This window comes from Nocardioides albus (assembly GCF_014648255.1).
Lineage (GTDB): Bacteria > Actinomycetota > Actinomycetes > Propionibacteriales > Nocardioidaceae > Nocardioides > Nocardioides albus.
The window spans coordinates 255,187-281,524 of sequence record NZ_BMQT01000003.1 but is presented as its reverse complement, the minus strand read 5'-3'; the positions used below and the strand labels follow the sequence as shown (position 1 = coordinate 281,524).

The 26,338-nt window shown below is 70.5% G+C and carries 22 protein-coding genes; 15 read left to right on the top strand and 7 right to left on the bottom strand.

Features of this window, described 5'->3' with window-relative positions:
* The first annotated feature begins 66 nt into the window (after positions 1-66).
* From IEY84_RS07570 to IEY84_RS07545, 6 genes are all read left to right on the top strand, one after another.
* The gene (locus IEY84_RS07570) at positions 67-1,338 is read left to right on the top strand and encodes an NAD(P)/FAD-dependent oxidoreductase (protein WP_183543903.1); all 1,272 of its coding nucleotides are present in this window, start codon (positions 67-69) and stop codon (positions 1,336-1,338) included.
* On the top strand, positions 1,335-2,090 hold the full coding sequence (locus IEY84_RS07565) for a DUF1365 domain-containing protein (protein ID WP_229788431.1): 756 nt from the start codon (positions 1,335-1,337) through the stop codon (positions 2,088-2,090). The genes IEY84_RS07570 and IEY84_RS07565 overlap by 4 nt, the downstream gene beginning before the upstream one ends.
* A complete protein-coding gene (locus IEY84_RS07560) occupies positions 2,087-3,355 on the top strand; it encodes an SAM-dependent methyltransferase (protein WP_183543901.1) in 1,269 nt (422 codons plus the stop codon). The genes IEY84_RS07565 and IEY84_RS07560 overlap by 4 nt, the downstream gene beginning before the upstream one ends.
* The gene (locus IEY84_RS07555) at positions 3,352-4,692 is read left to right on the top strand and encodes a cryptochrome/photolyase family protein (RefSeq protein ID WP_183543899.1); all 1,341 of its coding nucleotides are present in this window, start codon (positions 3,352-3,354) and stop codon (positions 4,690-4,692) included. Before IEY84_RS07560 ends, IEY84_RS07555 begins: the two co-directional genes overlap by 4 nt.
* A complete protein-coding gene (locus IEY84_RS07550; RefSeq protein WP_183543897.1) occupies positions 4,689-5,705 on the top strand; it encodes an SDR family NAD(P)-dependent oxidoreductase in 1,017 nt (338 codons plus the stop codon). Before IEY84_RS07555 ends, IEY84_RS07550 begins: the two co-directional genes overlap by 4 nt.
* A gap of 73 nt (positions 5,706-5,778) precedes the next feature.
* A complete protein-coding gene (locus tag IEY84_RS07545) occupies positions 5,779-7,839 on the top strand; it encodes an MMPL family transporter (RefSeq protein ID WP_183543895.1) in 2,061 nt (686 codons plus the stop codon).
* Here IEY84_RS07545 and IEY84_RS07540 read toward each other — a convergent pair.
* From IEY84_RS07540 to IEY84_RS07520, 5 genes are all read right to left on the bottom strand, one after another.
* On the bottom strand, positions 7,828-8,529 hold the full coding sequence (locus tag IEY84_RS07540) for a dienelactone hydrolase family protein (RefSeq protein WP_183543893.1): 702 nt from the start codon (positions 8,527-8,529) through the stop codon (positions 7,828-7,830). The genes IEY84_RS07545 and IEY84_RS07540 overlap by 12 nt on opposite strands.
* Positions 8,530-8,605: 76 nt before the next feature.
* Positions 8,606-8,884 (bottom strand): muconolactone Delta-isomerase, encoded by a 279-nt coding sequence (gene catC / locus IEY84_RS07535; protein WP_183543892.1) that lies wholly within the window; start codon positions 8,882-8,884, stop codon positions 8,606-8,608.
* Positions 8,884-9,768 carry a catechol 1,2-dioxygenase gene (gene catA / locus IEY84_RS07530; protein WP_183543890.1) on the bottom strand — a complete coding sequence of 295 codons (885 nt, stop codon included), beginning with the start codon at positions 9,766-9,768 and terminating at the stop codon, positions 8,884-8,886. The genes catC and catA overlap by 1 nt, the downstream gene beginning before the upstream one ends.
* A 36-nt stretch (positions 9,769-9,804) precedes the next feature.
* On the bottom strand, positions 9,805-10,908 hold the full coding sequence (locus IEY84_RS07525) for a mandelate racemase/muconate lactonizing enzyme family protein (RefSeq protein WP_183543888.1): 1,104 nt from the start codon (positions 10,906-10,908) through the stop codon (positions 9,805-9,807).
* Positions 10,905-11,816 carry a LysR substrate-binding domain-containing protein gene (locus IEY84_RS07520; protein WP_183543885.1) on the bottom strand — a complete coding sequence of 304 codons (912 nt, stop codon included), beginning with the start codon at positions 11,814-11,816 and terminating at the stop codon, positions 10,905-10,907. The genes IEY84_RS07525 and IEY84_RS07520 overlap by 4 nt, the downstream gene beginning before the upstream one ends.
* A gap of 193 nt (positions 11,817-12,009) precedes the next feature.
* Between IEY84_RS07520 and benA the strand changes: the two genes are divergently transcribed.
* From benA to IEY84_RS07485, 7 genes are all read left to right on the top strand, one after another.
* Positions 12,010-13,377, top strand: coding sequence for a benzoate 1,2-dioxygenase large subunit (benA, locus tag IEY84_RS07515; RefSeq protein ID WP_183543883.1), 1,368 nt, complete (start codon positions 12,010-12,012; stop codon positions 13,375-13,377).
* 2 nt (positions 13,378-13,379) lie between these two features.
* Complete coding sequence (benB, locus tag IEY84_RS07510) at positions 13,380-13,901, top strand: benzoate 1,2-dioxygenase small subunit (protein WP_183543881.1); 522 nt, start codon at positions 13,380-13,382, stop codon at positions 13,899-13,901.
* A gap of 10 nt (positions 13,902-13,911) precedes the next feature.
* Entirely contained in the window at positions 13,912-16,677 is a 2,766-nt protein-coding gene (gene benC, locus IEY84_RS07505) for a benzoate 1,2-dioxygenase electron transfer component BenC (protein ID WP_183543879.1), read from the top strand.
* Positions 16,678-16,748: 71 nt separating this feature from the next.
* Positions 16,749-18,044 (top strand): MFS transporter, encoded by a 1,296-nt coding sequence (locus tag IEY84_RS07500; protein ID WP_183543877.1) that lies wholly within the window; start codon positions 16,749-16,751, stop codon positions 18,042-18,044.
* A gap of 19 nt (positions 18,045-18,063) precedes the next feature.
* Positions 18,064-20,730 carry a helix-turn-helix transcriptional regulator gene (locus IEY84_RS07495; protein ID WP_221208637.1) on the top strand — a complete coding sequence of 889 codons (2,667 nt, stop codon included), beginning with the start codon at positions 18,064-18,066 and terminating at the stop codon, positions 20,728-20,730.
* On the top strand, positions 20,727-21,962 hold the full coding sequence (locus IEY84_RS07490; RefSeq protein ID WP_183543874.1) for a benzoate/H(+) symporter BenE family transporter: 1,236 nt from the start codon (positions 20,727-20,729) through the stop codon (positions 21,960-21,962). Before IEY84_RS07495 ends, IEY84_RS07490 begins: the two co-directional genes overlap by 4 nt.
* Positions 21,959-22,696: an alpha/beta hydrolase family protein gene (locus IEY84_RS07485; protein ID WP_183543872.1), complete on the top strand. Its 738-nt coding sequence runs from the start codon at positions 21,959-21,961 to the stop codon at positions 22,694-22,696. Before IEY84_RS07490 ends, IEY84_RS07485 begins: the two co-directional genes overlap by 4 nt.
* On the opposite strand, the gene arsB is transcribed toward IEY84_RS07485, so the two are convergent.
* On the bottom strand, positions 22,689-23,732 hold the full coding sequence (gene arsB, locus IEY84_RS07480; protein ID WP_229788480.1) for an ACR3 family arsenite efflux transporter: 1,044 nt from the start codon (positions 23,730-23,732) through the stop codon (positions 22,689-22,691). The two genes, IEY84_RS07485 and arsB, sit on opposite strands and share 8 nt — an antisense overlap.
* Positions 23,733-24,056: 324 nt before the next feature.
* Between arsB and IEY84_RS07475 the strand changes: the two genes are divergently transcribed.
* Complete coding sequence (locus IEY84_RS07475; protein WP_229788430.1) at positions 24,057-24,536, top strand: arsenate-mycothiol transferase ArsC; 480 nt, start codon at positions 24,057-24,059, stop codon at positions 24,534-24,536.
* Positions 24,537-24,566: 30 nt separating this feature from the next.
* Positions 24,567-25,016 (top strand): arsenate reductase ArsC, encoded by a 450-nt coding sequence (locus tag IEY84_RS07470; RefSeq protein ID WP_183543866.1) that lies wholly within the window; start codon positions 24,567-24,569, stop codon positions 25,014-25,016.
* Here the strand turns inward: IEY84_RS07470 and IEY84_RS07465 are convergent.
* Positions 25,003-26,325: an NAD(P)-binding domain-containing protein gene (locus tag IEY84_RS07465; RefSeq protein WP_183543864.1), complete on the bottom strand. Its 1,323-nt coding sequence runs from the start codon at positions 26,323-26,325 to the stop codon at positions 25,003-25,005. The two genes, IEY84_RS07470 and IEY84_RS07465, sit on opposite strands and share 14 nt — an antisense overlap.
* Positions 26,326-26,338: the final 13 nt, after the last annotated feature.

Below are 26,338 nucleotides of genomic sequence, written 5' to 3'. Positions count from 1 at the left end.
CAAGGATTGTACATTCGATCTCTGGAACTAGCCAGCAGCACGCCGCTGCTTGACGAGGGAGATCTCATGAGCCGAGCGGCCACCACTCCACGGCCGACGGTCGCGGTGATCGGGGGCGGGGTCTCCGGACTGACCGCCGCCCACCTTCTCGGGCGCACCCACGACGTCACGCTCTTCGAAGCCGACCAGAGGCTCGGCGGTCACGCGCACACCCACGAGGTCTCGACCGAGCCCGGGGCCGTTCTCCGCGTCGACAGCGGCTTCATCGTGATGAACGAGCGCACCTATCCGAACCTGCTCCGTCTCTTCGCTGAGCTCGGCGTCGAGACCCGGCCGACCGAGATGAGCATGAGCATCGTCTGTGACGACTGCGGTCTGGCGTACGCCGGGGGCCGGGGTCTCGGCGGCATCCTGGCCGAGCCGAAACGTCTCGGTGACCCGCGCTTCCTCCGCATGCTGGCGCAGGTGCCGCGCTTCCACCGCAAGGCTCGCCGCCTGCTCGAGACCGACAGCGACCTGACGTGGGGAGAGTTCCTGGTCGAAGGCGGCTTCAGCGACTACTTCATCCAGCACTTCGCCGTGCCGCTGGTCTCCTGCGTCTGGTCGTGCGGCGACGAGGACGCCCGCGGCTACCCCGCTCGGCACCTCTTCGCCTTCCTCGATCACCACGGGATGCTCCAGGTCACCGGGTCGCCTACGTGGCGGACGGTCGTGGGCGGCTCTCGTGCCTATGTGGACAGGCTCGCCGAGCGGCTCGACGAGGTCCGCGTCGGCGAGCCCGTGACCGCTGTGGAGCGGCACGCGGACGGCGTCGAGGTGCGCAGCGCGGCCGGGGTCAGGCGCTTCGACCGTGTGGTGGTGGCGACTCACGCCGATCAGGCCCTGCAGCTCCTGGTGGACGCGACACCTGAGGAGAAGGCGGATCTGGCCGCCATCGGATACTCGCGGAACGAGACCTGGCTGCACCGCGATGCCACCCTGCTGCCGGCCTTGCCCCGTGCCCGGGCATCGTGGAACTACCGCCTCGCCTCCTGTGGTGGCGGCGCCGACAAGGTGGTCGTCAGCTACTGGATGAACCGCCTCCAGGGCCTCGACGACCGCGACGAGCACGTGGTGACCCTCAACGCCACCGAGCACGTGGACCCGGCCACGGTCACCGCACGGATGACCTACGAGCACCCCGTCTTCACCACCGAGGCGGTCGCGGCGGCGGCGCGGCTGCGTACTGCCGGTGGTCCCAGGCTGGCCTTCGCCGGTGCCCACCTCGGCTGGGGTTTCCACGAGGACGGCTGCCGTTCCGGGGTAGAGGCGGCGGAGTCGTTCGGAGCGACCTGGTGAGCACCGGGCCGGTCTGTCCGGAGATCCCGGCACTTGTCGTCGGTCATGTCAGCCACACCCGAGAGATGCCGCTACGGCACGCGTTCCGGCACCGCAGCTACCAGTGGCTCGTGGACGTCGACGACCTGCCGCATCTCCCGCTCTGGCTGCGTCCGCTGGCGGGATTCCGTGCCGACGACCACCTCGACGCAGGCGCATCGGGGCAGGGGATCCGCGGCGATCTCGGCGTGTTCCTGGCCGCTAGGGACGTCTTTCTCTCGCCGACCGATCGAGTGCTGATGCTGGCGAACGCCCGGGTCCTGGGCCATGTCTTCGACCCGCTCACGGTCTTCTGGGTGCAGTCGTGCGACGGTGCGCTACGCGCGGTCGTCTTCGAGGTGCACAACACCTACGGTGGCCGCCACGCCTATCTGCTAGACATCGACGACCGCGGGCAGGCCCGTATCGACAAGGCCTTCTACGTCTCGCCCTTCAACGACCTGTCCGGCAGCTACGAGATCCGGCTGCGGCTCGACCCGACTGAGGTCTCGGTGACCGTCGGGCTCGACCGCGAAGGCGTTCGGGTGCTGACGGCGACCACTCGAGGCACCCCCGAGCCGGCGACGCGCCGCGCGTTGCTCCGGGTGAGTCTCACCCACCTGCTGATGCCCCATCGGGTCAGCGCGCTCATCCGGTTCCAGGGGATCCGGCTGTGGTTGCGCAGGTTGCCCGTCTTTCCCCGCCCTGCCCCACCGAAGGAGGCCACATCATGAGTGCCGAACCCACGACGCTCGACCGGCCGGTGCACCGGGCGCCGATGCCGACCAGGAGCCTGAAACCAGGCGTCGCCAAGCAGATCCTGCGCCTGGCGACCCGACGGGTCCCCGTCGACGTCGCGCTCCCGGACGGAAGTCTGCTCAACCGCCGTGGCGGATCTCCCGCCGCTGGAAGGCCGGGCATCGTGCTGCGGCGTCCGGAGTCCCTCTACAGCCGCGTCGCGGCGAACCCGAAGATCGGCATCGGCGAGGCGTACACGGCTGGAGACTGGGACGCCGCAGACGGCACCGACCTCGCGGATGCGCTCACTCCGTACGCGGAACGCCTCTCCGGTCTGCTCCCCGCCTGGATGCTGCGGCTGCGCGGCCTGGTCGACCAGCCGATCCCTGCGGACCAGCGCGGGGCGGTGGAGGACACCCAGGAGAACATCTCCGCCCACTACGACCTGGGGAACGACATGTTCGCCGCGTTCCTCGACCCCAGCCTCAGCTACAGCTCCGCGATGTTCGACCGCACACGTCCGGTTGTCGTGCAGGACCTCCAGGAGGCGCAGCTGCGCAAGGTCGACGCTGTGCTCGACCTGGCGGGCGTGGGCGTCGGTGACGACCTGCTCGAGATCGGTACGGGGTGGGGGACCCTCGCGATCGAGGCGGCGCGACGTGGCGCGCAGGTCACCACCGTGACGCTGTCGGTGGAGCAGGCGGCGATGGCCAGGAAGCGGGTGGAGGAGGCCGGGTTCACCGACAGGGTCGAGGTGCTCGTCCAGGACTACCGGCATGTGGTCGGCACCTTCGATGCCGTGGTCAGCGTCGAGATGATCGAGGCGGTCGGCGAGCGTTACTGGCCGCAATACTTCGCCACCCTGTCCCGCCTGGTCCGCCCCGGCGGGGCCATCGCCCTGCAGTCGATCCTGATGCCGCACCAGCGCTACCTGGCGACCCGTCGCTCCTATGGCTGGATCCAGAAGCACATCTTCCCGGGCGGGCTGATCCCGTCCGCCACCGCCATCTCCGAGCATGCCGGCCGGGTCGGCCTGGCGGTGACCCGCACCGACACGTTCGGTGCCGACTACGCCGAGACGCTACGTCGCTGGCGCTCGGCCTTCCTGGCTGCCTGGCCGACGATTCGATCGGACACCTTCGGCGAGGAGTTCCGCCGCACCTGGGAGTTCTACCTGGCCTACTGCGAGGCGGGGTTCCGGGCCGGGGTCCTCGACGTCGCCCAGATCCGCCTGGAAGCCGACCGACGGAACATGCCATGACGACATCACTGCTGTGGTTCCGCCGAGACCTGCGGCTGGGAGACCATCCTGCGCTCCAGGCCGCCGCCGGCGAGGGACAGGTGGTGCCGCTGTTCGTGCTCGACCCGCGCCTCGCCCGCCCCGGACCGAGATGGGAGCGCCTCCTCGCCTCGCTCGCGGCGCTGCGCGAGGAGACGGACGGGGCCCTGGTCATCCGTGAGGGCGACCCCGCGGAGGTGGTGGCCCAGGTCGCCGCCGAGGCCGGGGCTGAGCGGGTGCATGTCTCGACCGAGACCACCCCCTACGGCCGCCGCCGCGACGCAGCCGTGGAGCAGCGTCTGGCGGCGGATGACGTCGCTCTGGTCGGCACCGGCAGCCCGTACGTGGTGACCCCGGGCAGGATCCGGAACTCGGCCGGAGCCCCCTACAGCGTCTTCACCCCCTTCCTGCGGGCCTGGCGAGAGCACGGGTGGCGGGCGCCGGCCGGTGAACCTCGGGTCGAGTGGAGGAGGAAGCTCGATTCGGAGCCGCTGCCTTCCCATCCTGACCGAGAGGCCGGTGAGCGCGCGGCGCTCCACCGCTGGGAGGACTTCTGCGCCGAAGGCCTGGCCGGCTATGCCTCGGCCCGGGACCGACCCGACCTCGATCGGACCAGCCGCATCTCGACCGCGTTGAAGTATGGCGAGATCCACCCGCGTACGCTCCTGGCGGATCTGGACACGCGCAGCACCGATGCCACCGGTGCTGACGTGGAGCGCTTCGTCGCCGAGCTGGCCTGGCGCGAGTTCTACGCCGACGTGCTCTGGCACGACCCCGGGTCGGCCTGGCGTGACCTGCGCGGCGGGCTGCGAGGCCTGCAGTACGACGAGGATCCCGCGTTGCTGGCGGCCTGGAAGTCCGGCACCACGGGCTACCCGTTCGTCGACGCGGGCATGCGCCAGCTGCTCGCCGAAGGCTGGATGCACAACCGCGTACGGATGGTCGTGGCGAGCTTCCTGGTCAAGGATCTGCACATGTGGTGGCCGGTGGGAGCCCGGCACTTCCTCGATCATCTCCTCGACGGAGACATCGCCTCGAACAGTCACGGGTGGCAGTGGGTGACCGGGACCGGCACCGACGCGGCACCGTACTTCCGGGTGTTCAACCCGGTCGTCCAAGGGCTTCGGTTCGACCCGGAGGGGGACTATGTCCGCCGCTGGGTGCCCGAGCTTCGCCACCTTCCCGGCGCGGCGGCGCACGAGCCGTGGCTCCATCCCGACGGGTCGGCCAACGGCTACCCTGGTCGCATCGTCGACCATGCCGAGGAGCGTCACGAGGCGCTGGCCCGGATGACCGAGCTGAAGGATTCGACCCTATGACTCCGTCGCGCACGGCTACCGAGGACGAGGCGGACCAGGGTCTGGACCGAGTGCTCGACCGGACGGTCGTGCTCGGGTACTCCCGCCTCGGCTTTGCGATCCGTCGCCGCCGCTGGGACGCGGCCGACCCGCGACCTGGAGCCTTGGCAGGGCGGACGGCCCTGGTCACCGGTGGTGGTAGCGGCCTGGGTGAGGCCACCGTGCTCGGCCTGGCTCGGCTCGGCGCCCGCGTGCACGTCCTCGTGCGCTCACCCGAGCGCGCCGCGGCGGCGGTCGCCCGGATCGAACGGCAGCTGCGTGACGAGGGTCTGACCGCCGATCTTCGGGTCGAGCGCTGCGACGTCTCGGACCTGTCCGCGGTCGATGCGTTCGCCGACGACCTCTGCTCCCGCGACGGTGGCACCACGACTCTCGACGTGCTCGTGCACAACGCCGGGGTCATGCCCTCGGAGCGGACCGATTCGGTCGACGGTCACGAGCTGACCGTAGCCACCCACGTGCTCGGCCCGATCCGGCTGACCGAGCGCCTGCTGCCGGCGCTGCGGCGCTCGGAGCACGGCGCCCGGGTGGTCTTCGTCGCCTCGGGCGGGATGTACACCCAGCCGCTGCCGGTGGACGACCCGGAGTTCCGGCATGGCAGCTACCGGGGTGCGGTGGCATATGCCAGGTCCAAGCGGATGCAGGTGGAGCTGACCCCGGTCCTGGACAGGCGCTGGTCCTCGGACCGGCTCTCCACCTACGTCATGCACCCCGGCTGGGCGGACACACCGGGTCTGGCCCGATCGCTCCCCGGATTCCGTACGCTGAGCCGTCCGCTGCTGCGGACGGCTCAGGAAGGAGCGGACACGGCGGTGTGGCTCGCGGCCACCGACCCCGTCCCGCCGTCCGGCACCTTCTGGCACGACCGGCGGCAGCGTCCGACGAGCTACCGGTCATCGACCCGTCCCGGTCCCGGCGAGACCGACGGGCTGTGGAGATGGGTGGCGGCGGCTGCCGGCGTGGGCGGGCCGTAGGGCCGATGCTCCGACAGGCCCCGCGATCCCCTTTCGCCCGACTACACAACACGACAACTGGAAAGGCCCGAACATGCGGTCTGCGATAGAACGTCTCGCGCGAGTCACCACGAGGAAGGCCACGGCGTGGGTGGTCCTGGTGATCGCGGTGCTCCTGGCCGGCTCGGTGATGGCCGTGGGGTCGTCGTTGGGGTCCGCGAGCTCGGCCCCCGACCCGCTGCCGGCGGATGCCGAGTCCGCGCAGGTGGCAGAGCTGCAGCAGAGCTTCCCGGGTGGCGACGTGCTGCCCGCCGTCGCGGTGGTCGAGCGTACGGGTGGGCTGACCGCAGAGGACCGGGAGTGGGTCGCCGAGGTGTCGCGGCGTTGGGCCGAGATCACCGGCAACGAGGTCTCGCCACCGATCCCGGCTGCTGACGGAGAAGCGCTGATCGTCGCCATCGACGTCGATGCCGACGTGACCGGACTCGATCTCACCGAGCTCGTCGACGAGCTGCGCGAGGCGGCGGACGAGGACCGGCCCGACGGCCTCACGGTCCAGCTCACCGGTGGCGCCGCCTTCGCCGCGGACATCTCCTCGGCGTTCGAGGGTGCGGACCTGCGACTGCTCCTCGTGACAGCCGGGGTCGTCGCCCTGCTGCTGATCCTGACCTACCGCTCGCCGGTGCTGTGGCTCGTCCCGCTGACGGTGATCGCGGTGGCTGATCGCACCGCGTCGGTGGCCACCCAGATCGTCGCGGACTGGACCGGCAGCGGTCTGGACGGGTCGACGTCGGGGATCACCAGCGTGCTGGTCTTCGGCGCAGGCACGAACTACGCGCTCCTGATGGTCTCGCGCTATCGCGAGGAGCTCCGCCGGCACGCGCATCACCGCGATGCGCTCGCCGCCGCGGTGCGCGGATCCACCGAGGCGATCGTGGCCAGCAACGTCACGGTCGTGCTCGCGCTGCTGGTGCTGACGCTCAGCGTCGCCCCCAACACCCGGGCGCTAGGTGTCTCGGCTGCCATCGGCCTGCTGATCGCTCTGCTGTTCGCCCTCTTCGCGCTGCCCGCCGCCCTGTCGTTGTTCGGCCGCGGCCTCTTCTGGCCCTTCATCCCGCGCAACGGTGAGGACGAGAAGTCGCGCGACGGTGTCTGGTTCCGGATCGCTCGTGCCGTGGTGAGCCGTCCCGCAGTGGTGCTGGCTGCGGCCGCGGTGATCCTCGGCGTACTCGCTTCGGGGCTTCTGGGCGTCAAGGTGGGCCTGTCGCAGACCGATCAGTTCCGCGTCGACGCCGAGTCCGTCGACGGTCTGGAGACGCTCTCGAAGCACTTCCCGCCCGGCGCTGCCGATCCCGTGACGATCGTGGTGCCGGCCAACGAGGCCGAGGAGGTTCTCGCGACGGTGAACCAGATCGACGGGGTCGACAGTGCTCGTCCCTCCGGCGAGAGCGGCGACCTGGTGAAGATCACCGCGACGCTGGAGGACGCGCCCGCGACCGCGGAGAGCATCGAGACGATCGAGACGATGCGCAGCGAGCTGGACAGGACCGGTGCGCTGGTCGGTGGCAGCGTGGCCCAAGATCTGGACAGCCGAAACGGCGCAGTACGTGATCTCAAGGTCATCGTGCCGTTGATCCTGCTGGTCGTGCTGCTGGTGCTCTTCGTCGTGCTGCGGTCGATCGTGACCCCGCTGGTGCTCGTCACCATCAGCGTCATCGCCACCTTGTCGGCTCTCGGACTGGGCGCCTGGATGAGCACCCATGTCTTCGGGTTCCCGGCGCTCGACGTCAGCACACCGCTCTACGCCTTCTTGTTCCTGGTGGCACTCGGCATCGACTACACGGTGTTCCTCGTTCTGCGCGCCCGGGAGGAGACCGCCGAGCACAACACCGTCGATGCGATGGTCATGGCGGTCGGGCTGACCGGCGGCGTCATCACCAGCGCCGGCATCGTGCTCGCTTCGGTCTTCGCGGTGCTCGGTGTGCTGCCCCTGATCACGTTGACCCAGGTGGGCCTGATCGTGGGCTTGGGCATCCTGCTCGACACCTTCCTCGTCCGCACCGTGGTCGTGCCTGCTGTCTTCGCGTTGGTGGGCGACAGGATCTGGTGGCCCGCAGCGATCGCCCGCCGTCGTCAGGAGCCGTCAGGCGGGTGACCCGAGGTGCTCGGCGAAGAAGTCGAGGATGCGCCGCCAGGCGTCCTCCGCCTCGGGCTCCGAGTAATTGAAGCCGACCACACGTTCCAAGAGGCTCACCGGTCCGGGAAGGTCCCAGTTGTTCATGAAGCTGTGTCCGGCCTCCGGGTAGACCTTGACGTCGCGAGGCACCTCGCCCTTGGCCAGCGCCGCCTCGATCTTGTCGGCGGCGCCGGGCAAGGTGCGGTCCTTGCCGCCGTAGCTCGCCACCATCGGGCACGACGCGCTCAACGCGGACAGGTTCTTGGGCAGTTGGCCGTAGTTCGGGGCGGCAGCGTCGAAGATGCCGCGCGGGGCCAGCAGCAGGCTGAAGCCGCCACCCATGCAGAAGCCGACGACGCCGACCTTGCCGGTGCAGCGGGGGTCCGCAGCGAGGTGGTCGCGAGCCGCGATCAGGTCGTCGACGGCGGTTCCCTGACCGGTCACCAGGGACTTCATCGTGCTGACGACGCACCCGGGCTTCCGGCCCCGGTAGAGAGCCGGTGTCAGCGTCAGATACCCGTTGGCCGCGAAGCGGTCGCTGATCCGCTTGATGTCCGCGGTCATCCCGAAGACGTCCTGCACGACCACGACGCCGGGCCAGGGTCCGTCGCCTTCGGGCACCGAATGGTAGCCCGGCGCCGGCCCCGCGGGCGCCGCAAAGTCGATCATCGACATCTCATCACCTCGTACGCCCATCCTTGCAGGTCGAGCGCACGAGGTGGGCCAGTCCGGGCTCACTCTGGGCTCAGTCCACCTTGGACGGGTGCTTGGCCAGCGGGGTGACCTGCACGTCCATGTAGGGGAACAGCGGCAGGCCGGAGAGGAGCTGGTGGAGCTCGTCGTGGGACTCGACGTCGAAGACCGAGAAGTTGGCGTACTCCCCGGCGATGCGCCACAGGTGCGGCCACTTGCCGGCGCGCTGGAGCTCCTGGGCGTAGGCCTTCTCGCGGGCGATCGTGTCGTCGCGGACGTCCGGATCCAGGTCGTGCGGGATCCGGACGTCCATGCGTACGTGGTAGAGCATCAGCCGCGAGCCGGGTCGAGCACGAAGCCGTAGTCGACGCTCACCGAGCCGTCCCCGTTGGCCACGGGCGCGAGCACCAGCTCGGGCTTGACCGCCGAGGCGATGTCGTCGTCGTTGTGCTCGTCACCGGGGAAGTAGAGCTGGGCGGTGAGCAGCTCGTGGCCCGGGGCCGACACCTTGACGTGCAGGTGCGCCGGACGCCAGGCGTGCCAGCCGGCGGCGGCGATGAGCTTGCCGCAGGAGCCGTCGGTCGGGATCTGGTAGGGCGCCGGCTGGATCGTGTGGATCTCGAAGGCGCCGTCGGCCCCGACGGTGAAGCTGCCGCGCAGGTTCCACTCCGGGATGCCGGGCGCGAACTGCGAGTAGAAGCCGTCGGCGTCGGCGTGCCACAGCTCGACCTTGGCGCCGTCGAGCGGGGTGCCGTCGGTGGAGGTGATCGTGCCGGTCCAGGTCAGCGGGGTGCCGGCCTCGCCGTCGCGCATCGGGATGGTGCCGTTCGCACCCTGCTCCGGGGCGTCGGGGACGTAGTAGGGCCCTTCGATGGTGCCCTTGTTGCCCTCGCGGTGCTCGGTGGCGACCTTCTCGACCTCGTGCTCGACCCAGACGTCGAGGAAGAGCGGCCATTCGCCGTCCTGGCCGACCTGGATCAGCCATGCCTTGAGCGCGTTGTACTCGTCGTAGCTGACCTTCTCCTCGCGGATGGTGTCGTAGACGGCGTTGAGCACGCGCTTGGCCAGCGTGTCGACGCGCTCCGGCGGGGTGTCCTTGACGGCGTCGAAGGGCGACTTGTCGGCGGCGAACCGCTCGGTGGCGGAGGCGCCCGAGGCGGCCGCGGTGGCTGCCTCGGTGGCCTCGGTGGACTCGAGGGTCTGGTCGGTGGTCATGGGTGTGTCCTCTCGTGTTGCGGTGGGGTCAGGTGTTCAGTTGTCGGTGCGGTAGCGATCGAGCTTCTCCGGATCGATCTCGACCCCGAGGCCGGCACCAGGACGTACGGCGAGCTCGCCGTCGCGGATCTCGAGCGGCTCGGTGAGCAGGTCATCGGCCATGTCGAGGAAGTTGGAGAGCTCACCGGCACGGCGGGAGGTGAGTCGGTGAGCCGAGCCGAAGGCGAGGGTGCAGGCGGTGCCGAGCTGGCCGTCGATCTGGTTGCCCATCACGACCTCCAGGCCGAGGCCCTCGGCGAGATGGAGCACCTGCTGCGACCCGGTGAAGCCGGTGCGCGCGGTCTTGATGCTGATCGCGGTGGCCGAGCCACCGAGCACCTCGCGGGTCACGTCGGCCGCAGTCGGGACCGACTCGTCGGCGATGAACGGCACGTCGATCTGGCTGACCAGCCAGCGCCGCCCGAGCACGTCGTCGGCGGGGTTGAGCTCCTCGGCGAAGAGCAGGTCCAGGTCGGCCATCTGCTTCATCGCGCGGGCGGACTCGGCCGCGGTCCAGCCGCGGTTGCCGTCGACGTACAGCTCGATCTCGGTGCCGAACCGCTCGCGCAGTGCACGGACGACGGCGGTGTCGAGCTCGATGGGGGAGCGGCCGACCTTCACCTTGAACGTCGAGATCCCGTACGTCTCCCGCATCCGCTCCGCCTCGGCGACCATCGCCTCGGGCCCGTCGAAGCCGAGCATGTGGGAGACCCGCATCCGGTCGGTGAAGGCGCCGAGCAGGTCGACGACCCGCAGGTCCAGGGTCTTGCCGAGGGCATCCCACATGGCCATGTCGACGGCGGCCTTCGCGGTCGGGTTGCCGACGGTGCGCTCCATCAGGACACGGGCCGTCTCGCGCTCGAGCAGGGTGAGCCCGGCGAGCTGCGGGGCGAAGAGCTGGTCGATGACGGCGATGATCCCGGTCTGGGTCTCGCCGTAGGTGAACGGCCGCGGCGGCGCCTCGGCGACACCCACGACACCGTCGTCGGTGTGCACCCGGACGAGCACGTGCTGGGCGGTGTGGACCTCGCCGGAGGCGAAGCGCAGCGGCTTGCGGTAGGGGATGGCGAACGGAATCGCCTCGACCTTGGTGATCTTCATGACCGGGGAACTTCCAGACGGGGTGCGGTGAACAGGTCGGCGGCCTCGAGGACCTCGATGACGGCGTCGACGACGGGGTTGTCGTCGTCGGTGCGGTAGGCGAGGGAGAGCTCGACGCTGCCCGCGTCGAGCAGGTCGCGGAAGATCACGCCCTCCAGCGGAAGGGCCCGGACCGAGGCCGGGACGACCGCGACGCCGAGGCCCGCGGCGACCAGAGCCAGCAGTACCGCGGTGCTCGGCGCCTCGTGCTCGCGGCGCGGCACGAACCCGGCCTCGCGGCAGCTGCGCAGGACCGCCTCGTTGACCGCCGAGTCGCGGGCGCTGTAGGCCACGAACGGCTCGGTGCGCAGGTCGGCCAGGGCCACGACGGGCTCGACGGCCAGCCGGTGGTCGACGGGGATGGCGAGTGCGAGCGGCTCGACCTCGAGGGTGCGCAGGGTCAGCCCCTCGCCGGTGGCGGGCGGTCGCAGTACGCCGAGGTCGAGCGCCCCGCTCTGCAGCCGCTCGCACTGGGCCGGCGTGAGCAGGTCGGCATGGATCTCCAGCGCCACCTCGGGCAGCTCGCGCTTGACCACCCGGGCGATGCCCGGCAGGTGCGAGAACGAGGCGGTGCCGGTCAGGCCCAGGCGGACCAGGCCGTGGCGGCCGGCCCCGATGCGGCGTACGCCTCGGACGCTGTCGTCGACGGCGGCCAGGACCCGAGCGGCCTCGGTGCGGAGGAACTCGCCGGCCGGGGTGAGGGAGACCTGCCGGGTCGTCCGTGTGAACAGGGTGACGTCGAGCTCTGACTCGAGCTGGCGGATCGCTTGGGAGAGCGCCGGCTGGGCGATGTGCAGCTGCGCCGCGGCCTGGCCGAAGTGGCAGGTCTCGGCTACCGCGGCGAAGTACCGCAGGTGGCGTAGCTCCATGAAGCGCTCCTCACGAGGTGGTGATGACCGCCACACTAGGACCGCGATAGATAAACAACAAGGACGAAACTGACGGCTATTGATTGATTCAAATGATCAATGGATGCCTAGGTCGGGACTGGGCATTCGCCTGGTGTGACGGACGCCACTCGCTGCCAGGGTCGAATGACCGTCACCCGTTGGAGGCATCACCATGACCGCACCGCTCACCGAGAGCCTGGGCCACATCGAGAACGTCCTGTCGGACGCCGTGGTCGAGGACCGCGAGGCCGGGATCTACCGCGCCAACCGCCGGATCTTCACCGACGAGGAGGTCTTCGAGCTCGAGATGAAGCACATCTTCGAGGGCAACTGGATCTACCTCGCCCACGAGAGCCAGGTGCCCAACCCCGGCGACTACTTCACCACCTACATCGGTCGGCAGCCGGTCATGATCACCCGCGACAAGGACGGCGAGCTGCACTGCATGATCAACGCCTGCGCCCACCGCGGCGCGATGCTGTGCCGGCGCAAGACCGACAACCGGATGACCCTGACCTGCCCGTTCCACGGCTGGACGTTCCGCAACGACGGCACCCTGCTCAAGGTCAAGGACCCCGACGACGCGGGCTACCCGGAGAGCTTCAACACCGAGGGCTCGCACAACCTCACCCACGTGGCCCGCTTCGACAGCTACCGCGGCTTCCTGTTCGGTTCGCTCAACCAGGACGTACTGCCGCTGGAGGAGCACCTCGGAGACACCGTCAAGGTGATCGACATGCTGGTCGACCAGTCACCCGAGGGGCTCGAGGTGCTGCGCGGTTCCTCGACCTACACCTACGACGGCAACTGGAAGGTCCAGGCGGAGAACGGCGCCGACGGCTACCACGTCACCGCCACTCACTGGAACTACGCGGCGACCACCTCGCGCCGCAACACCGGCGAGTCGAAGAACACCACCAAGACCGTCGATGCCGGCAGCTGGGGCAAGGCGGGTGGCGGCTACTGGTCCTACCCGAACGGCCACCTGTGCCTGTGGACCTGGGCGGCCAACCCCACCGACCGGCCGCTGTGGGACCAGATGGACGTGCTCAAGGAGAAGTTCGGCGAGGCCAAGGGCGAGTTCATGGTCAAGGGATCGCGCAACCTGCTGCTCTACCCGAACGTGTATCTGATGGACCAGTTCTCGACCCAGATCCGGCACTTCCGCCCGATCTCGGTCGACAAGACCGAGGTCACCATCTACTGCATCGCCCCGAAGGGTGAGAGCCCCGAGTCGCGGGCCTGGCGCATCCGGCAGTACGAGGACTTCTTCAACGCCTCCGGCATGGCCACGCCCGACGACCTGGAGGAGTTCCGCTCCTGCTACGTGACGTACCAGGCCTCCGCCGCGCCGTGGAACGACATGAGCCGCGGGGCCGAGCACTGGCTCACCGGCCCCGACGAGGTCGCCGAGGCGCTGGAGATGCCGGGAGTCATCTCGGCAGGTGCGAAGAACGAGGACGAGGGTCTCTACCCGGTCATGCACGCGCAGTGGACCGAGCAGATGCGTACGGCCATCGCGAACGAGAAGGAGAAGTGATCATGACCATCACGCAGAGCGCTGCCGGCGCGAAGCTCATCACGCACAACATGATCGAGCAGTTCCTCTACCGCGAGGCGCGCTTCCTGGACGACCGCGAGTTCGAGAAGTGGCTCGAGTGCTACGCCGACGACGTCGTCTACTGGATGCCCTGCTGGGACGACGCGGACCTCCTGACCGAGGACCCGCAGACCGAGATGTCGCTCATCTACTACCCCAACAAGGGCGGTCTGGAGGACCGGGTCTTCCGGATCCGTACGGAGCGGTCCTCGGCCACCTCGCTGCCCGAGCCGCGCACGTCGCACAACATCAGCAACGTCGAGGTGATCGAGCGTCGCGGCGACCTGGTCGACGTGCGCTTCAACTGGCACACCATGTACTTCCGCTACAAGACCGTCGACCCCTACTACGGCACGTCGTTCTACACCATCGACTTCTCCGGCGAGCAGCCGCTGATCCGCCGCAAGAGCGTGGTGCTGAAGAACGACTACATCCACCACGTCGTCGACATCTACCACGTCTGAGGCGCCTGCGATGACTGCAATCGAGACCGAGATCGCGACCCATCAGGTCGCGTTGTCCTTCGAGGACGGGGTGACCCGGTTCATCACCGTACGTGAGGACCAGACCGTCGCCGATGCGTCCTACCGGCAGCGGATCAACATCCCGCTGGACTGCCGCGACGGCGCCTGCGGGACGTGCAAGGCGCTGTGCGAGTCGGGGGAGTACGACGGCGGCACCTACATCGAGGACGCGCTCTCCGAGGCGGAGGCCGCCGAGGGGTACGCCCTGCCGTGCTCGATGAAACCGCGCTCGGACCTCGCGCTGCAGATCGCCACCACCTCCGAGGTCGCCAAGACCGGCGCCGCGAGCTACACCGGCACCGTCGTCGGCCTGGACCGGCTGAGCCCGACCACCGTCGAGCTCGCCATCGACATCCCCAACCGCGGTGAACTGGCCTTCCTGCCGGGTCAGTACGTCAACATCGCCGTGCCCGGCACCGAGGTGACCCGGTCGTACTCCTTCGCGAACGCCCCGCACGAGGAGCGGCTCGTCTTCCTGGTCAAGCTCACCCCGGGTGGCGCGATGTCGACCTGGCTGACCGAGCGAGCCGCCGTCGGCGACGAGGTCACCTTCACCGGGCCGAACGGCTCCTTCTTCCTGCGCGAGGCCCGCCGGCCGGTGCTGATGCTGGCCGGTGGCACCGGATTGGCGCCCGTCCTCTCGATGCTGCGCCAGCTCGAGGTCGACGGCTGCGACCGCGGCGGCCGGCTGGTCTACGGCGTCAGCACCGACGACGACCTGGTCATGCTCGACGAGGTCGGTGAGCTGGTCTCGCGCCTGCCCGGGTTCACCTGGGACCACTGCGTCTCCGACCCCGCCTCGACCGCCGCCAACAAGGGCTACGTGACCAGCCTGATCGGCCAGGAAGACCTGCACGACGGCGACGTCGCGATCTACCTGTGCGGCCCTCCGCCGATGGTCGAGGCGGTGCGTACGCACGTCGCCGGTGCCGGCCTCGAGCCCACCGGGTTCTACTACGAGAAGTTCGCCCTCGCCGTGCCAGCCCCTGCCGAGACGTCACCCGCGTCGGCCGAGACGTCACTCGCGTCGGCCGAAGCGTCACTCGCGTCGGCCGAAGCGTCACCGGTACGCGTCGAGCTGGAGACCCATCCGGAGGCACGAGCCATCGCAGGGCAGGAGATGCTCTTGGCGCGCGACCTCGGCCCGATCGGATCGGCGGCCGTGGCTCGCGACGACGGCGATGTCGTACGCCGCATCGCCGGCCAGCTCGTCGCGCCGGCACCCGCTGGTCGAGCCGCGAGCGCTAGCGAGCGTGTCGAGACCAACACGGTCGAAGACCTGATCGAGTTCCCCGAGGCACGGAGCATCGGTGGGCAGGTGACGTTCGCTCGAGACGACTCTGTTGGTCTCACTGAGCCTGACCCGGCGGGGCCTCCGCCTAGCGGCTCCGGCGGCTCGACCAGCGGAAGGGTCGGCTCGACCAGCGGGGACACCACGGCGGACGGCTACACGATCGGTGAGGAGCACCCGGACATCTCCGCGTCCGACGCGATCTTCGAGGCCCGGGCGGCGCTCGAGGTGGGAGCGCTCGATCTGACCATCGGACGGCTCGACTCCCAGCAGTTGGCCGGCTACCGGCTGCTCGCCGAGTCGACCCTCCCGTACGTCGACGGCGATCGGTTCCTCGACGCCCACGGCTACACCGAGTCGAACGCGGCCTTCCACGACTATCTGTTCACCCTCACCGGCAACAGCCACCTGCTGGCCGCCTACCAGGCGCTCGGGGTCAAGGGCCGGATGGAGGACGTGCTGCGCAACGCCACCTGGTGCCACCCGCGGTGCACCCAGGACCACCTCGACATCGTCGAGGCATTCGAGCGCGGCGACCGCACGGCCGCCCGCGATCTGATCAAGGCCCACAGCGAGCGGTCCAAGGAGACGATGCGGCGCGCGATGGCCGAGTCGGTCGCCGCGACGCGACCCAGATTCGTCACGCCGGGAAGGTTCGCCGGACAGGTCGTGGTCGTCACCGGGGCCGCCCAGGGCATCGGCGCTCAGGTGGCCCGCCGCGTGGCCGCCGAGGGCGGCAAGGTCGTCCTCGCCGATCGCTCGCCGCTGGTCGCCGAGGTCACCGACGAGCTCACCGGCCAAGGCGCGACCGCCAGCGCGGTGGAGTGCGACCTCGAGCACTACGAGGGCGCGGCCGCACTGGTGGAGCGGGCGCTGGCGACGTACGGCCGGATCGACGTGCTGATCAACAACGTCGGCGGCGCGATCAACTTCAAGCCGTTCACGGAGTTCACCGCCGAACAGATCGACGCCGAGATCACCCGGTCGCTGATGACCACGCTGTACGCCTGCCGGGCCGCGCTGCCGGGCATGGTCGAGCGTGGCCGCGGCGTCATCGTCAACGTCTCCTCGGCCGCGACGCGGGGCATCCACCGGATCCCGTACTCGGCCGCGAAGGGCGGGATCAACGCGATCACCGCCTCCCTCGCGCTCGAGTATGCGGACGCCGGCATCCGCGTCACCGCAACCGCCCCGGGAGGCACGGAGGCACCGCCGCGCCGGATCTCCCGAGGTACGCCCACGCCGCAGAGCGCCACCGAGAAGGCGTGGTTCCAGGCCCACATCGACCAGACCCTCGAGACCTCACTGATGCACCGCTACGGCACGCTCGACGAGCAGGCCGCCGCGATCTGCTTCCTCGCCTCCGAGGAAGCCTCCTACATCACCGGCACGGTCCTTCCCGTCGCCGGCGGTGACCTCGGCTGAGCCACCAGGTTCCTCTCTCGGGGCCGTCCCTCCCTTCGCGAGCGCGCTCGCGTCACCCATGGAGATCACCCATGCCCGACAACACCGAAAACACCGATGAAAACACTCGGGCCAAGACCGGGCGCCAGCTCGCCTGGGTCGTCGCGCTCTCCGCGTTGGCCCTGATGTTCGACGGCTACGACCTCGTGGTCTACGGCACGGTGCTGCCGACCCTCATGGCCGATCCATCCCAGATCGGGCAGCTCTCCGCGGGCCAGGCCGGCACGCTGGGCAGCTATGCGCTGGTCGGAGTGCTCGTCGGTGCGCTGAGCGCCGGCGCGGTCAGCGACCGGATCGGCCGCCGGAAGGTGGTGCTCGCCAGCATCACCTGGTTCTCGCTCGGGATGGCTGCGACCGCGTTCGCCCAGTCGATCGCCGTCTTCGGCATCCTGCGCTTCCTCACCGGCATCGGACTGGGCGCGATCCTGGCGACCGTCGGCGCCCTGGTCGCCGAGTTCGCGCCCCCGGAGCGGAAGAACCGGCTCAACGCGATCGTCTACAGCGGGATCCCCGCCGGTGGCGTGGCCGCCTCCGTGATGGCGCTCGTCATCGACCCGAGCGGATCCAACTGGCGGATCCTGATGGCGATCGGCGCCGCCCCGCTGGTGCTCCTGCTGCCCTTCGCCATCGCCAAGCTGCCCGAGTCACAGCTGTGGCTCGACTCCCGCGGCCGGGTCGCGGCGACCAGCACGGCCGAGGAGGCCGTCGGCTTCAGCGCCTTGGCCCGCCGCCCGCTGGCGTTCCCGACCGTGGTGCTCGGGCTGATGAGCTTCTCCGGTCTGCTGCTGACCTACGGCCTGAACACCTGGCTGCCGAAGATCATGGAGGACAACGGGTACGGCAAGGCGTACGCGCTCACCTTCCTGCTCGTCCTCAACGGTGGCGCCATCGTCGGCGGGCTCCTCGCCTCGTACGTCGCGGACCGGACGGGTGCCAAGAAGGTGGTCTCGACGACCTTCGTGCTCGCCGGCCTGATGCTGTTGCTGCTCCCGCTGGGACTGCCGCTCGCCGTCCTGTTCCCGGCGGTCGCGATCGCCGGCGTCGGCACGATCGGCACCCAGGTGCTCATCTACGGTCTGGTCGCCAACTTCTACCCGACCCGGGCCCGCGGCGCGGGCGTCGCGTGGTGCGCCGGGTTCGGTCGCCTCGGCGGGATCGTCGGGCCGATCATCGGTGGGGCGCTGGTGGCCGCGGGGGTCGGCGGAACCACCGCCTTTCAGATCTTCGCGGGCGTCGCGGTGCTCGGCGCCGTGGTCACCATGGCGGTGCCGCGGTCCCCTGAGGACCCGGTCCTGGACGTCGCGCTCGACGAAGGCCTGCCCGCGTGAGAGGGCCTAGGGTGTGACCGTGCTCATCGAGAGGGCCGGCTGTGTCGGTCGCGAGGAGGAGCTCGTCGAGCTCGCCTCGCGGCTGGCCCTCACCCGCGCCTCGGGATCCGCCGCCGTCCTGGTCCTCGCCGACCCCGGGCTGGGCAAGACCGCCCTGCTGCGCGGCCTTGCCGACCGTGCGACGACCACCTCGCTGAAGGCCCGCGCCGGCGCGTGGGAGCAGGACTCGCCCGGTGCAGTGCTCCGTCAGCTGCTCGGCGAGGCCGCCCCGGCAGACCCGGTCGCCGCGTCCGACCTGCTGATCGCTAGGGCCGCTGCCGGCGCTGGGGAGGAACCCGGCCTGGTGCTGGTCGACGACGCCGATCTCGCCGACACCCGCTCGCTGCAGGCGATCGCCTCGGCACTACGGCGGCACCCGGACGCACCTGTGCTGGTGGTGCTCACCGCCACCCGGAGCACCCCGTTCCTCGGGGAGATCGCCGCCGAGACCGTACGCATCGAGGGACTGGACGCGGCGGCGGTCGGCGAGCTCGCCTCGCTGCGCGGACGGGTCCTGCACCCGGCGATGGCCGAGGTCCTCACCCGGCACACCGCCGGCAACCCACGCGACGCGGTCGCCCTGCTCGACGAGCTCCCAGCGAGCAGCTGGGCACGGCCCGATACCCAGCTGCCGGCACCAGTCCACGTACGCGAGGAGGTCGAGCTCGCTCTCGCCGGGTGCGGCGCCGACGGGTGTGCGCTCGCCGAGGCCTTCGCGATCCTGGGCGAGGACGCATCGCTGGCCCAGGCGGCGACGCTCGCCGGCCTCGAGGACCCGCTCTCGGCCGTCGACGCACTGGTCGCCGCCGGGCTCGTCCGGACCACCAGCGACCACCGCCCCCGATGGCGTACGCCGCTGGTCGGTGTCGCCGTGTTGGCGACGATGGGTGCTCGCCGGGCCGCCGACGCGCACCAGCGCGCCGCCTCGATCGTCGACGACGAGGTCCGCCGGGCGCGACACCTCGTCGCCGCGACCCCCCTGCCCGACGCCGGGCTCGCCGACGAGGTCGCCCGGCTGGCGCAACGGCGCGGCGACGAAGGCGCCTGGGCGGAGGCCGCCGCCCTCTACCGCGATTCCAGCCGGCTCACCGAGGACCCCGTGCGGCGCGACGACCGGCTGATCCGCTCCGTCGACGCGCTGGTCGCGGCGGGCGACGGCATGGGTGCCGCGGCGCTGGTCCCGATCGTCGAGAGCCTGCGCGAGACGCCGCTGCGCGACGCGGTGCTCGCCTATCTGGCGATCCTGCGGGGCCGCGCGACCGAGGCCGAGGTGCGGCTCAAGCGTGCCTGGGACATCGTCAACGCCGACCGGGAGCCGGAGACCGCCGCGCTGATCGCCACCCGGCACGTGCTGCACTCGCTGGCGCTGTGCCGCGGCGACGAGCTGGTCACCTGGGCCGACCGGGCGATCTCGCTGGCCGGCCGGGACTCGGCGGCGGGCGTCGAGGCGGCGGCGATCCGCGGGCTCGGGCTGGCGATGGCCGGCCGGTTCGAGGAGGCCCACGAGGCGTACGCCCTGGCCGCCCGCCGCGTCGGGCACAGTGCCCAGACCCAGCGGGTCACCATGGGCCGCGGCTGGCTCGACGTACTCTCCGACGAGCCCGACGAGGCCCGCAGCCGTCTGGAGGGCATCACCGACCCGAGGGTCCTCGGCGGCTCGACCCGGATCTCGATGTGGGCCTTGGCCTGGCTGGCGCGAGTGCAGTTCCTGACCGGTGAGGGCGACGCGGCCCTGCAGACGGTCGCTGCCGGACGGGCGCTGGCTGACGAGTCGGGCATCGCCCTGGTCACCCCGCTGCTGGAGTGGACCGCGACCGAGACCCACCTGCTGCGCGGCAGCTGGGAGGAGGCCGCCCGCACCGCCCGCGCCGCTGAGGTCGGGGCGCAGGGCTACGAGATCATGCGCGTCCCCGCGCTGCTCGCCCGCGCGCGCATCGCCGAGGCCCGCAGCGACTTCCGTGCCGTCCTCCGCATCCTCGAGCCGCTCGCCCAGGCCTCCGCCGGCAGCGCGCTGGCCGAGCCGGCCATCTGGCCGTGGGCCGAGACGTACGCTGCCGCGCTGATCGCCGAGAGCCGGCTCGAGGAGGCCGACGACTTCCTCCGCCCGCACGAGACTCGCGCTCGCGAGGAGGAGCATCGCTCGGCCCAGGCCAGGCTGGCCACTGCCCGTGGCCGCTGGCACGGTGCGCGCGGTGACCTCGCCGGGGTCCGGGACACGTTCGACCGCGCGCTCGGCCTGCTCGACGGGATGCCGCTGCGCTACGAGCGCGCCCGGATCACCTTCGCCTACGGGCAGGCGCTGCGCCGCGCCGGCCGCCGTCGCGACGCGGAGGCGCTGCTCTCCTCCGCCCGCGATCTGTGGGACGGGCTGGGGGCGCTGACCTACGTCGACGCCGCCCAACGTGAGCTGCGCGCCGGGGGAGTGCGGGCGCCGCGCGGCCAGCGTGGCCCGGTCGACCTGACCCCGCAGGAGGAGACCGTCGCGGAGATGGTCGCCTCGGGGCTCTCCAACCGCGAGGTGGCCGCACAGCTGTTCGTCTCGCCCAAGACCGTGCAGTACCACCTGACCCGCATCTACGCGAAGCTCGGCGTACGCAGCCGGACCGAGCTCGCCGCGATGGCGGCCGAGCCGACGGAGGAGCCATGAGCACCGACATCGACATCCGCGAGCCACGGGCCGCGCTCCGGCGCGACCTGGGCCGCCCCGAGCTGGTCAACGGCTTCATCGGGTTCCTGTTCTCGTGCACCGGACCGGTCGCGGTCATCCTCGCCGTCGGTCAGGGCGCCGGACTCTCCGCCGGCGTCGTCGCCTCCTGGGTGAGCGCCGTCTTCTGCCTCAACGGGCTTCTGACGATCATCGCCTCACGGTTGACCCGGCAGCCGCTGGTCTACTTCTGGACGATCCCCGGCACGGTCGTCGTCGGCCAGGCGATGGCCGCCGGCACCACCTGGCCGGAGGCGGTCGGTGCGTTCTGCATGGCCGCCGTGCTCCTGGTCGGGCTGGCACTGACGCGGCAGGTCGACCGGATGATGCACCTGCTCCCGATGCCGATCGTGATGGCCATGGTCGCGGGCGTCTTCCTGAGCTTCGGCACCGACCTCGTCCTCGCCGTCGACAGCGACCTGGCGATCGCCGGGCCCATGGTCGTCGCCTTCGTCGCCGTCAGCGCGGCCCCGCGGCTGGCGCGGTGGCTGCCGCCGGTGCTGGTCGCGCTCTCGGTCGGGGCGGTCGCGGTCAGCCTCGCGGACCGTCCGGCCGTCGAGTTCTCCGGCCGCTGGGTCGTCGATCCGGTCTGGACCACACCGGTCTTCACCGGCTCGGCCTTCGTCGAGCTGACCGTCCCGCTGCTGATCACCGTCCTGGTGGTCCAGAACGGCCAGGGCATGGCCGTGCTGCGGGCCGCCGGTCACGATCCACGGATGAACCAGGTCACCGGCTGGTGCGGCGTGACATCGCTGGTCGCGGCACCCTTCGGCGGCGTCTCCACCTGCCTGGCCGGGCCGACCAACGCGCTGGTCACCGCCTCGGGCGAGCGACGACGGCACTACGCCGCAGCGATCTGGTGCGGGGCGCTGGCCATCGGGTTCGGCCTGCTCGCCCCCGGCATGGTCCGGGTCATCACCACGATGCCCGAGGCGTACGTGGCAGCGCTGGGTGGCCTGGCCATGCTCAAGCCGCTCCAGGGCGCCTTCCAGACGGCCTTCAGCGGACCTCACATCACCGGCGCGTTGATCACCTTCCTGGTGACCGTCGCCGACATCACCGTCTTCAACATCGGCTCCGCCTTCTGGGGGCTGGTGGTCGGTGTCGCGGTCAGCGTGCTGCTCGACCGCGACAGCCGAAGCCGCAACAGGCCCGACAGCAGGGAGAAGTCATGACCACCACAGACACCACCTACCCCGACGCGACGATGCGCTACGGCGCCACCGCCCGCCAGGTCGCCGACGTCTTCGAGCCCGCGGAGGCGACCGACTCGCTCGTGCTGCTGCTCCACGGAGGGATGTGGCGCGACTCCGACCGGATGCGCACCTGGTCCGCCGGCCGCGCGCTGGCCGAGGCCGGTCACCTGACCGCGACGGTCGAGTACCGGCACGGACCCGGCCAGTGGCGGCAGGCCTTCGAGGACATCGAGACCGCGATCGAGTCGATCCAGCTCAGTGGCCGGGAGTGGACCATCCACAACGACGCACCCCGCCGGATCACCCTGGTCGGACACTCTTCCGGCGGCCAGCTCGCGCTCTGGGCTGCCTCGCGCCCGGACACTCTGGTCACCGGGGTCGTCGCGCTGGCGCCCGCCGCCGCGCTGGCCGCGATGAGTGAGCAGGGGCTCGGTGATGGAGCGGTCGAGGAGTTCCTCGGCGGCACGTCGACCGACACCCCCGAGGCGTACGCCGCGGCCGACCCGCTCGGTCTAGCGCCTCAGGTCCCCGTGCGGATCCTGCACGGCGCCGCCGACACCGTGATCCCGCTCGCGATCTCCGAGCGCTACGCGGCAGCACACCCCGGCGTACGCCTCGAGGTGGTCGACGGCGCCGGCCACACCGTCTGGGGCGACCCGGCCTCCTCGGCCTGGCCGCACCTGCTCACCGCGGTCGGCGAGTCAGTCAGATAACCCGCTCCGGCTGGGGTGCGACGCGCATCCGGCGCCGCAGCCAGAGCGAGACGTAGACGAGGGCCACGAGGACCGGGACCTCGATCAGCGGGCCGACCACACCGGCCAGCGCTTCACCGGAGGTGACGCCGAAGACGCCGATCGCCACCGCGATCGCCAGCTCGAAGTTGTTTCCCGCCGCGGTGAAGGCGAGGGTGGCCGTCTTCTCGTATCCCAGCCCGAGCCCGGCGCCGAGAGCGAAGCTGCCGCCGAACATGAGGAAGAAGTACGCCAGCAGCGGTAGCGCGATCCGGACGACGTCCAGCGGCTGCGAGGTGATGGTGTGTCCCTGCAGGGCGAACAGCATCACGATGGTGAACAGCAGGCCGTAGAGCGCGACCGGGCCGATCTTCGGCAGGAACTTCGACTCGTACGCCTCCTGGCCCATCTTCCGCTCACCGATCGTCCGGGTGAGGAAGCCGGCCAGCAGCGGGATCCCGAGGAAGACGAGGACCGAGACGACGATCGTCCAGAACGAGAAGTCAGCGTCGACCTGCTCAAGACCCAGCCAGCCGGGCAGCACCTGGAGGTAGAACCAGCCGAGCACTCCGAAGGCCAGGATCTGGAAGACGGAGTTGATCGCGACCAGCACGGCGCCGGCCTCGCGGTCGCCGCAGGAGAGGTCGTTCCAGATCAGCACCATGGCGATGCATCTGGCCAGGCCCACGATGATCAGACCGGTTCGGTATTCCGGGAGGTCGGGCAGCAGCAGCCAGGCCAGCGCGAACATCAACGCCGGCCCGACCAGCCAGTTGAGCACGAGCGAGGAGACCAGCAGCTTGCGGTCGCCGGTGACCCGGTCGAGCTGCCGGTAGCGCACCTTGGCCAGCACCGGATACATCATCAGCAGCAGACCGATCGCGATCGGCAGGCTGACCGACCCGACCTTGATCGCGTCGAGCGCCTGGTCCAGGCCCGGGATCGCTCGGCCCAGCCCGATCCCCAGGGCCATCGCTGCCAGGATCCAGACCGGCAGGAACCGGTCGAGGACCGACATCTGCTGGAGGACGGGCGCCTGATCCTCGTCGGGCACGGCGGCGGTGGTGTTGGACACCAGGGGCTCCTCGGTTTCGTTGACCATCTCACGCACATCTTGACTGGGGAAGATTGCTCAGTCAAGATTGAGTCAATGGAGGTTGAGAGAGGGTCGGAGCTGGAACGCCGGGCCAAAGTTCATGCGGCGCTCGGCGATCCGATGCGGCTTCGCATCGTCGACAGCCTCCAGATGAGTGATGCCTCCCCCACAGAGCTCGCTGGGATGCTGAATGTCCCGTCGAACTTGTTTGCCCACCACGTCCAGGCGCTGGTGAGCGCAGGTGTCGTGTCCCGCCATCAGTCCGAGGGCGACGGGAGACGTACGTACCTGCACCTCGAGCAGGACACGCTCGACAGCCTGGGCACCGCGTCCCCCGTGGCGGTGCCCAGGCGTGTCCTGTTCGTGTGCACGGGCAACTCGGCTCGCTCCCACCTGGCCGCGGCGCTGTGGCGCCAGGTCAGTGCCATCCCGGCCGCCTCCGCAGGCACCCATCCCGCCGAGCACATCAATCCCGGGGCGGTCGAGGTCGCCTCTCGCCGCGACCTGGATCTTCCCGTCGTCGAGCCCCGCCACGTGGATGACGTGCTCGATCAGGACGACCTGGTGGTCACGGTGTGTGACCGCGCCCGAGAGACACCGAGGGTTCGCGGCGAGCTGCACTGGTCGATCGCCGACCCCGTGGGCAACGGCCGCGAGGCCTTCGACGTCGCCTACCTCGAGCTCGAGCGTCGGGTCAGGGCGCTCGCCTCCCGTTTCGATTCCTGATCCACCACCCCACCCGAGGAGAACCATCCGATGAGCACTGACGGATCACCGACCGACGCCAAGCCGGCCGTCCTGTTCCTCTGCGTCGAGAACGCCGGCCGCTCGCAGATGGCGCTCGGCTTCTTCGCCCACTACGCCGGCGACCAGGCGATCGGCTGGTCCGGGGGCTCTGCGCCGGCCGCAGCCATCAACCCGGTCGCCGTCGAGGCCATGGCCGAGCTCGGGATCGACATCTCCGGAGAGTTCCCGAAGCCCTGGACGGACGAGATCGTCCGGAGCGCCGACGCGGTCATCACCATGGGCTGCGGCGACGCCTGCCCGTTCTACCCCGGGAAGCGCTACGAGGACTGGAAGGTCACCGATCCCAAGGGCGGGGGCATCGAGCACGTACGCGGCATCCGCGACGAGATCGAGCAGCGCGTGCTCACACTGCTCGACGAGCTCGGCGTGACCCCCGCCCGCTCGATCACGAGAGCGTGATCGGCGTCCGGCTGATCGTGAAGATCTCCTCGCTCGGTGCGGGGGTCCCGCAGCAGCCGCCGCTCGTCGTGCTCTCCGGGTCGTCGAAGACGCCGGCCCCGCCGCAGACCCCGGTGTCCGGGAGCTCCAGCTCGACCCGGGCGGCCGCGTCGTGGTCGCCGGCGAGCTCGGCCACCACGCTGCGTACCTGCTCGTAGCCGGTCATCGCCAGGAACGTCGGCGCGCGGCCGTAGGACTTCATGCCGACCAGGTAGAGGTCGGGCTCGGGCTGGGCGAGGTCCTTGGCGCCGGTCGCGCTGACCGAGCCGCAGGAGTGCAGGTTGGGGTCGATCTGGACCGCGATGTTGCGCGGCGCCTCGAGCGTCGGGTCGAGGTCGAGGCGCATCTCGCTCAGGAAGCCCAGGTCGGGACGGTAGCCGGTCAGGACCACGACCTGGTCGGCCTCGATGCTGCGGCCGTCCTCGGCAGTGACGGTCGCGCCGTCGACGCGCTCCGTGCGGAACCCGGTCACCAGCTCGACCGACCCGTCATTGACGGCCTTCCTGGCTCGTACGCCGAGGGCGCCCCGCTCCGGGAGCTCGTCGGCCTCGCCGCCACCGAAGGTGTTCGTGGAGACCGCGCGGCGGATCGCCCAGGTGATCCTGGTCCCGGGGTTGTCCTTGGCGATGGCGGTGAGCTCGTTGACGGCGTTGAACGCGGAGTCGCCGGCGCCGATCACGACCGTGTGCCGGCCTGCGTACGCCGCGGGGTTGGCGCGGTCCGGGACCGCGTAACCGAGCGCGCCCGCGGCGTGTGCCGCCCGCTCCCCAAGAGCCGGGAGCCCGTCGGCGCCGGCCGGGTTGGGCCGGCGCCAGGTGCCGGAGGCGTCGATGACGGCCCGTGCCTCGAGGCGTTCCTCGGTGCCGTCCGCGGCGGTCACATGAAGCACGAACGGCTGCTCGGCGCGGCCCGCGTCGACCAGGCGGTCACGGCCCTTGCGGGAGACGCCGGTGACCGTGGCGCTGTAGCGGATGTGGTCGCCGAGAGCGTCGGCCAGCGGGACGAGGTAGCGCTCCCGCCACTGCGCTCCGGTGGGGTAGCCCTTCGCAGGAGCCTCCCAGCCGGTCGGCTCGAGAAGCCGGGCGGCGGCCTTGTCGATGAGCTCGGGCCAGGCGGAGAAGAGGCGTACGTGGCCCCACTCGGCGACGGCTGCGGCAGGCTCGCTGCCCTGCTCGAGCACGAGCGGGGTCAAGCCGCGCTCGAGGAGATGGGCAGCGGCCGCGAGGCCCTGGGGGCCGGCGCCGATGACGGCAACGGGAAGGTCGGTCATGATGCTCCTCAGA

Coding starts and splice junctions, on each gene's coding strand:
- IEY84_RS07570 (WP_183543903.1), top strand. CDS start 67: ATGAGCCGAGCGGCCACCACTCCACGGCCGACGGTCGCGGTGATCGGG.
- IEY84_RS07560 (WP_183543901.1), top strand. CDS start 2,087: ATGAGTGCCGAACCCACGACGCTCGACCGGCCGGTGCACCGGGCGCCG.
- IEY84_RS07555 (WP_183543899.1), top strand. CDS start 3,352: ATGACGACATCACTGCTGTGGTTCCGCCGAGACCTGCGGCTGGGAGAC.
- IEY84_RS07550 (WP_183543897.1), top strand. CDS start 4,689: ATGACTCCGTCGCGCACGGCTACCGAGGACGAGGCGGACCAGGGTCTG.
- IEY84_RS07545 (WP_183543895.1), top strand. CDS start 5,779: ATGCGGTCTGCGATAGAACGTCTCGCGCGAGTCACCACGAGGAAGGCC.
- IEY84_RS07540 (WP_183543893.1), bottom strand. CDS start 8,529: ATGATCGACTTTGCGGCGCCCGCGGGGCCGGCGCCGGGCTACCATTCG.
- catC (WP_183543892.1), bottom strand. CDS start 8,884: ATGCTCTACCACGTACGCATGGACGTCCGGATCCCGCACGACCTGGAT.
- catA (WP_183543890.1), bottom strand. CDS start 9,768: ATGACCACCGACCAGACCCTCGAGTCCACCGAGGCCACCGAGGCAGCC.
- IEY84_RS07525 (WP_183543888.1), bottom strand. CDS start 10,908: ATGAAGATCACCAAGGTCGAGGCGATTCCGTTCGCCATCCCCTACCGC.
- IEY84_RS07520 (WP_183543885.1), bottom strand. CDS start 11,816: ATGGAGCTACGCCACCTGCGGTACTTCGCCGCGGTAGCCGAGACCTGC.
- benA (WP_183543883.1), top strand. CDS start 12,010: ATGACCGCACCGCTCACCGAGAGCCTGGGCCACATCGAGAACGTCCTG.
- benB (WP_183543881.1), top strand. CDS start 13,380: ATGACCATCACGCAGAGCGCTGCCGGCGCGAAGCTCATCACGCACAAC.
- benC (WP_183543879.1), top strand. CDS start 13,912: ATGACTGCAATCGAGACCGAGATCGCGACCCATCAGGTCGCGTTGTCC.
- IEY84_RS07500 (WP_183543877.1), top strand. CDS start 16,749: ATGCCCGACAACACCGAAAACACCGATGAAAACACTCGGGCCAAGACC.
- IEY84_RS07490 (WP_183543874.1), top strand. CDS start 20,727: ATGAGCACCGACATCGACATCCGCGAGCCACGGGCCGCGCTCCGGCGC.
- IEY84_RS07485 (WP_183543872.1), top strand. CDS start 21,959: ATGACCACCACAGACACCACCTACCCCGACGCGACGATGCGCTACGGC.
- arsB (WP_229788480.1), bottom strand. CDS start 23,732: ATGTCGGTCCTCGACCGGTTCCTGCCGGTCTGGATCCTGGCAGCGATG.
- IEY84_RS07470 (WP_183543866.1), top strand. CDS start 24,567: ATGAGCACTGACGGATCACCGACCGACGCCAAGCCGGCCGTCCTGTTC.
- IEY84_RS07465 (WP_183543864.1), bottom strand. CDS start 26,325: ATGACCGACCTTCCCGTTGCCGTCATCGGCGCCGGCCCCCAGGGCCTC.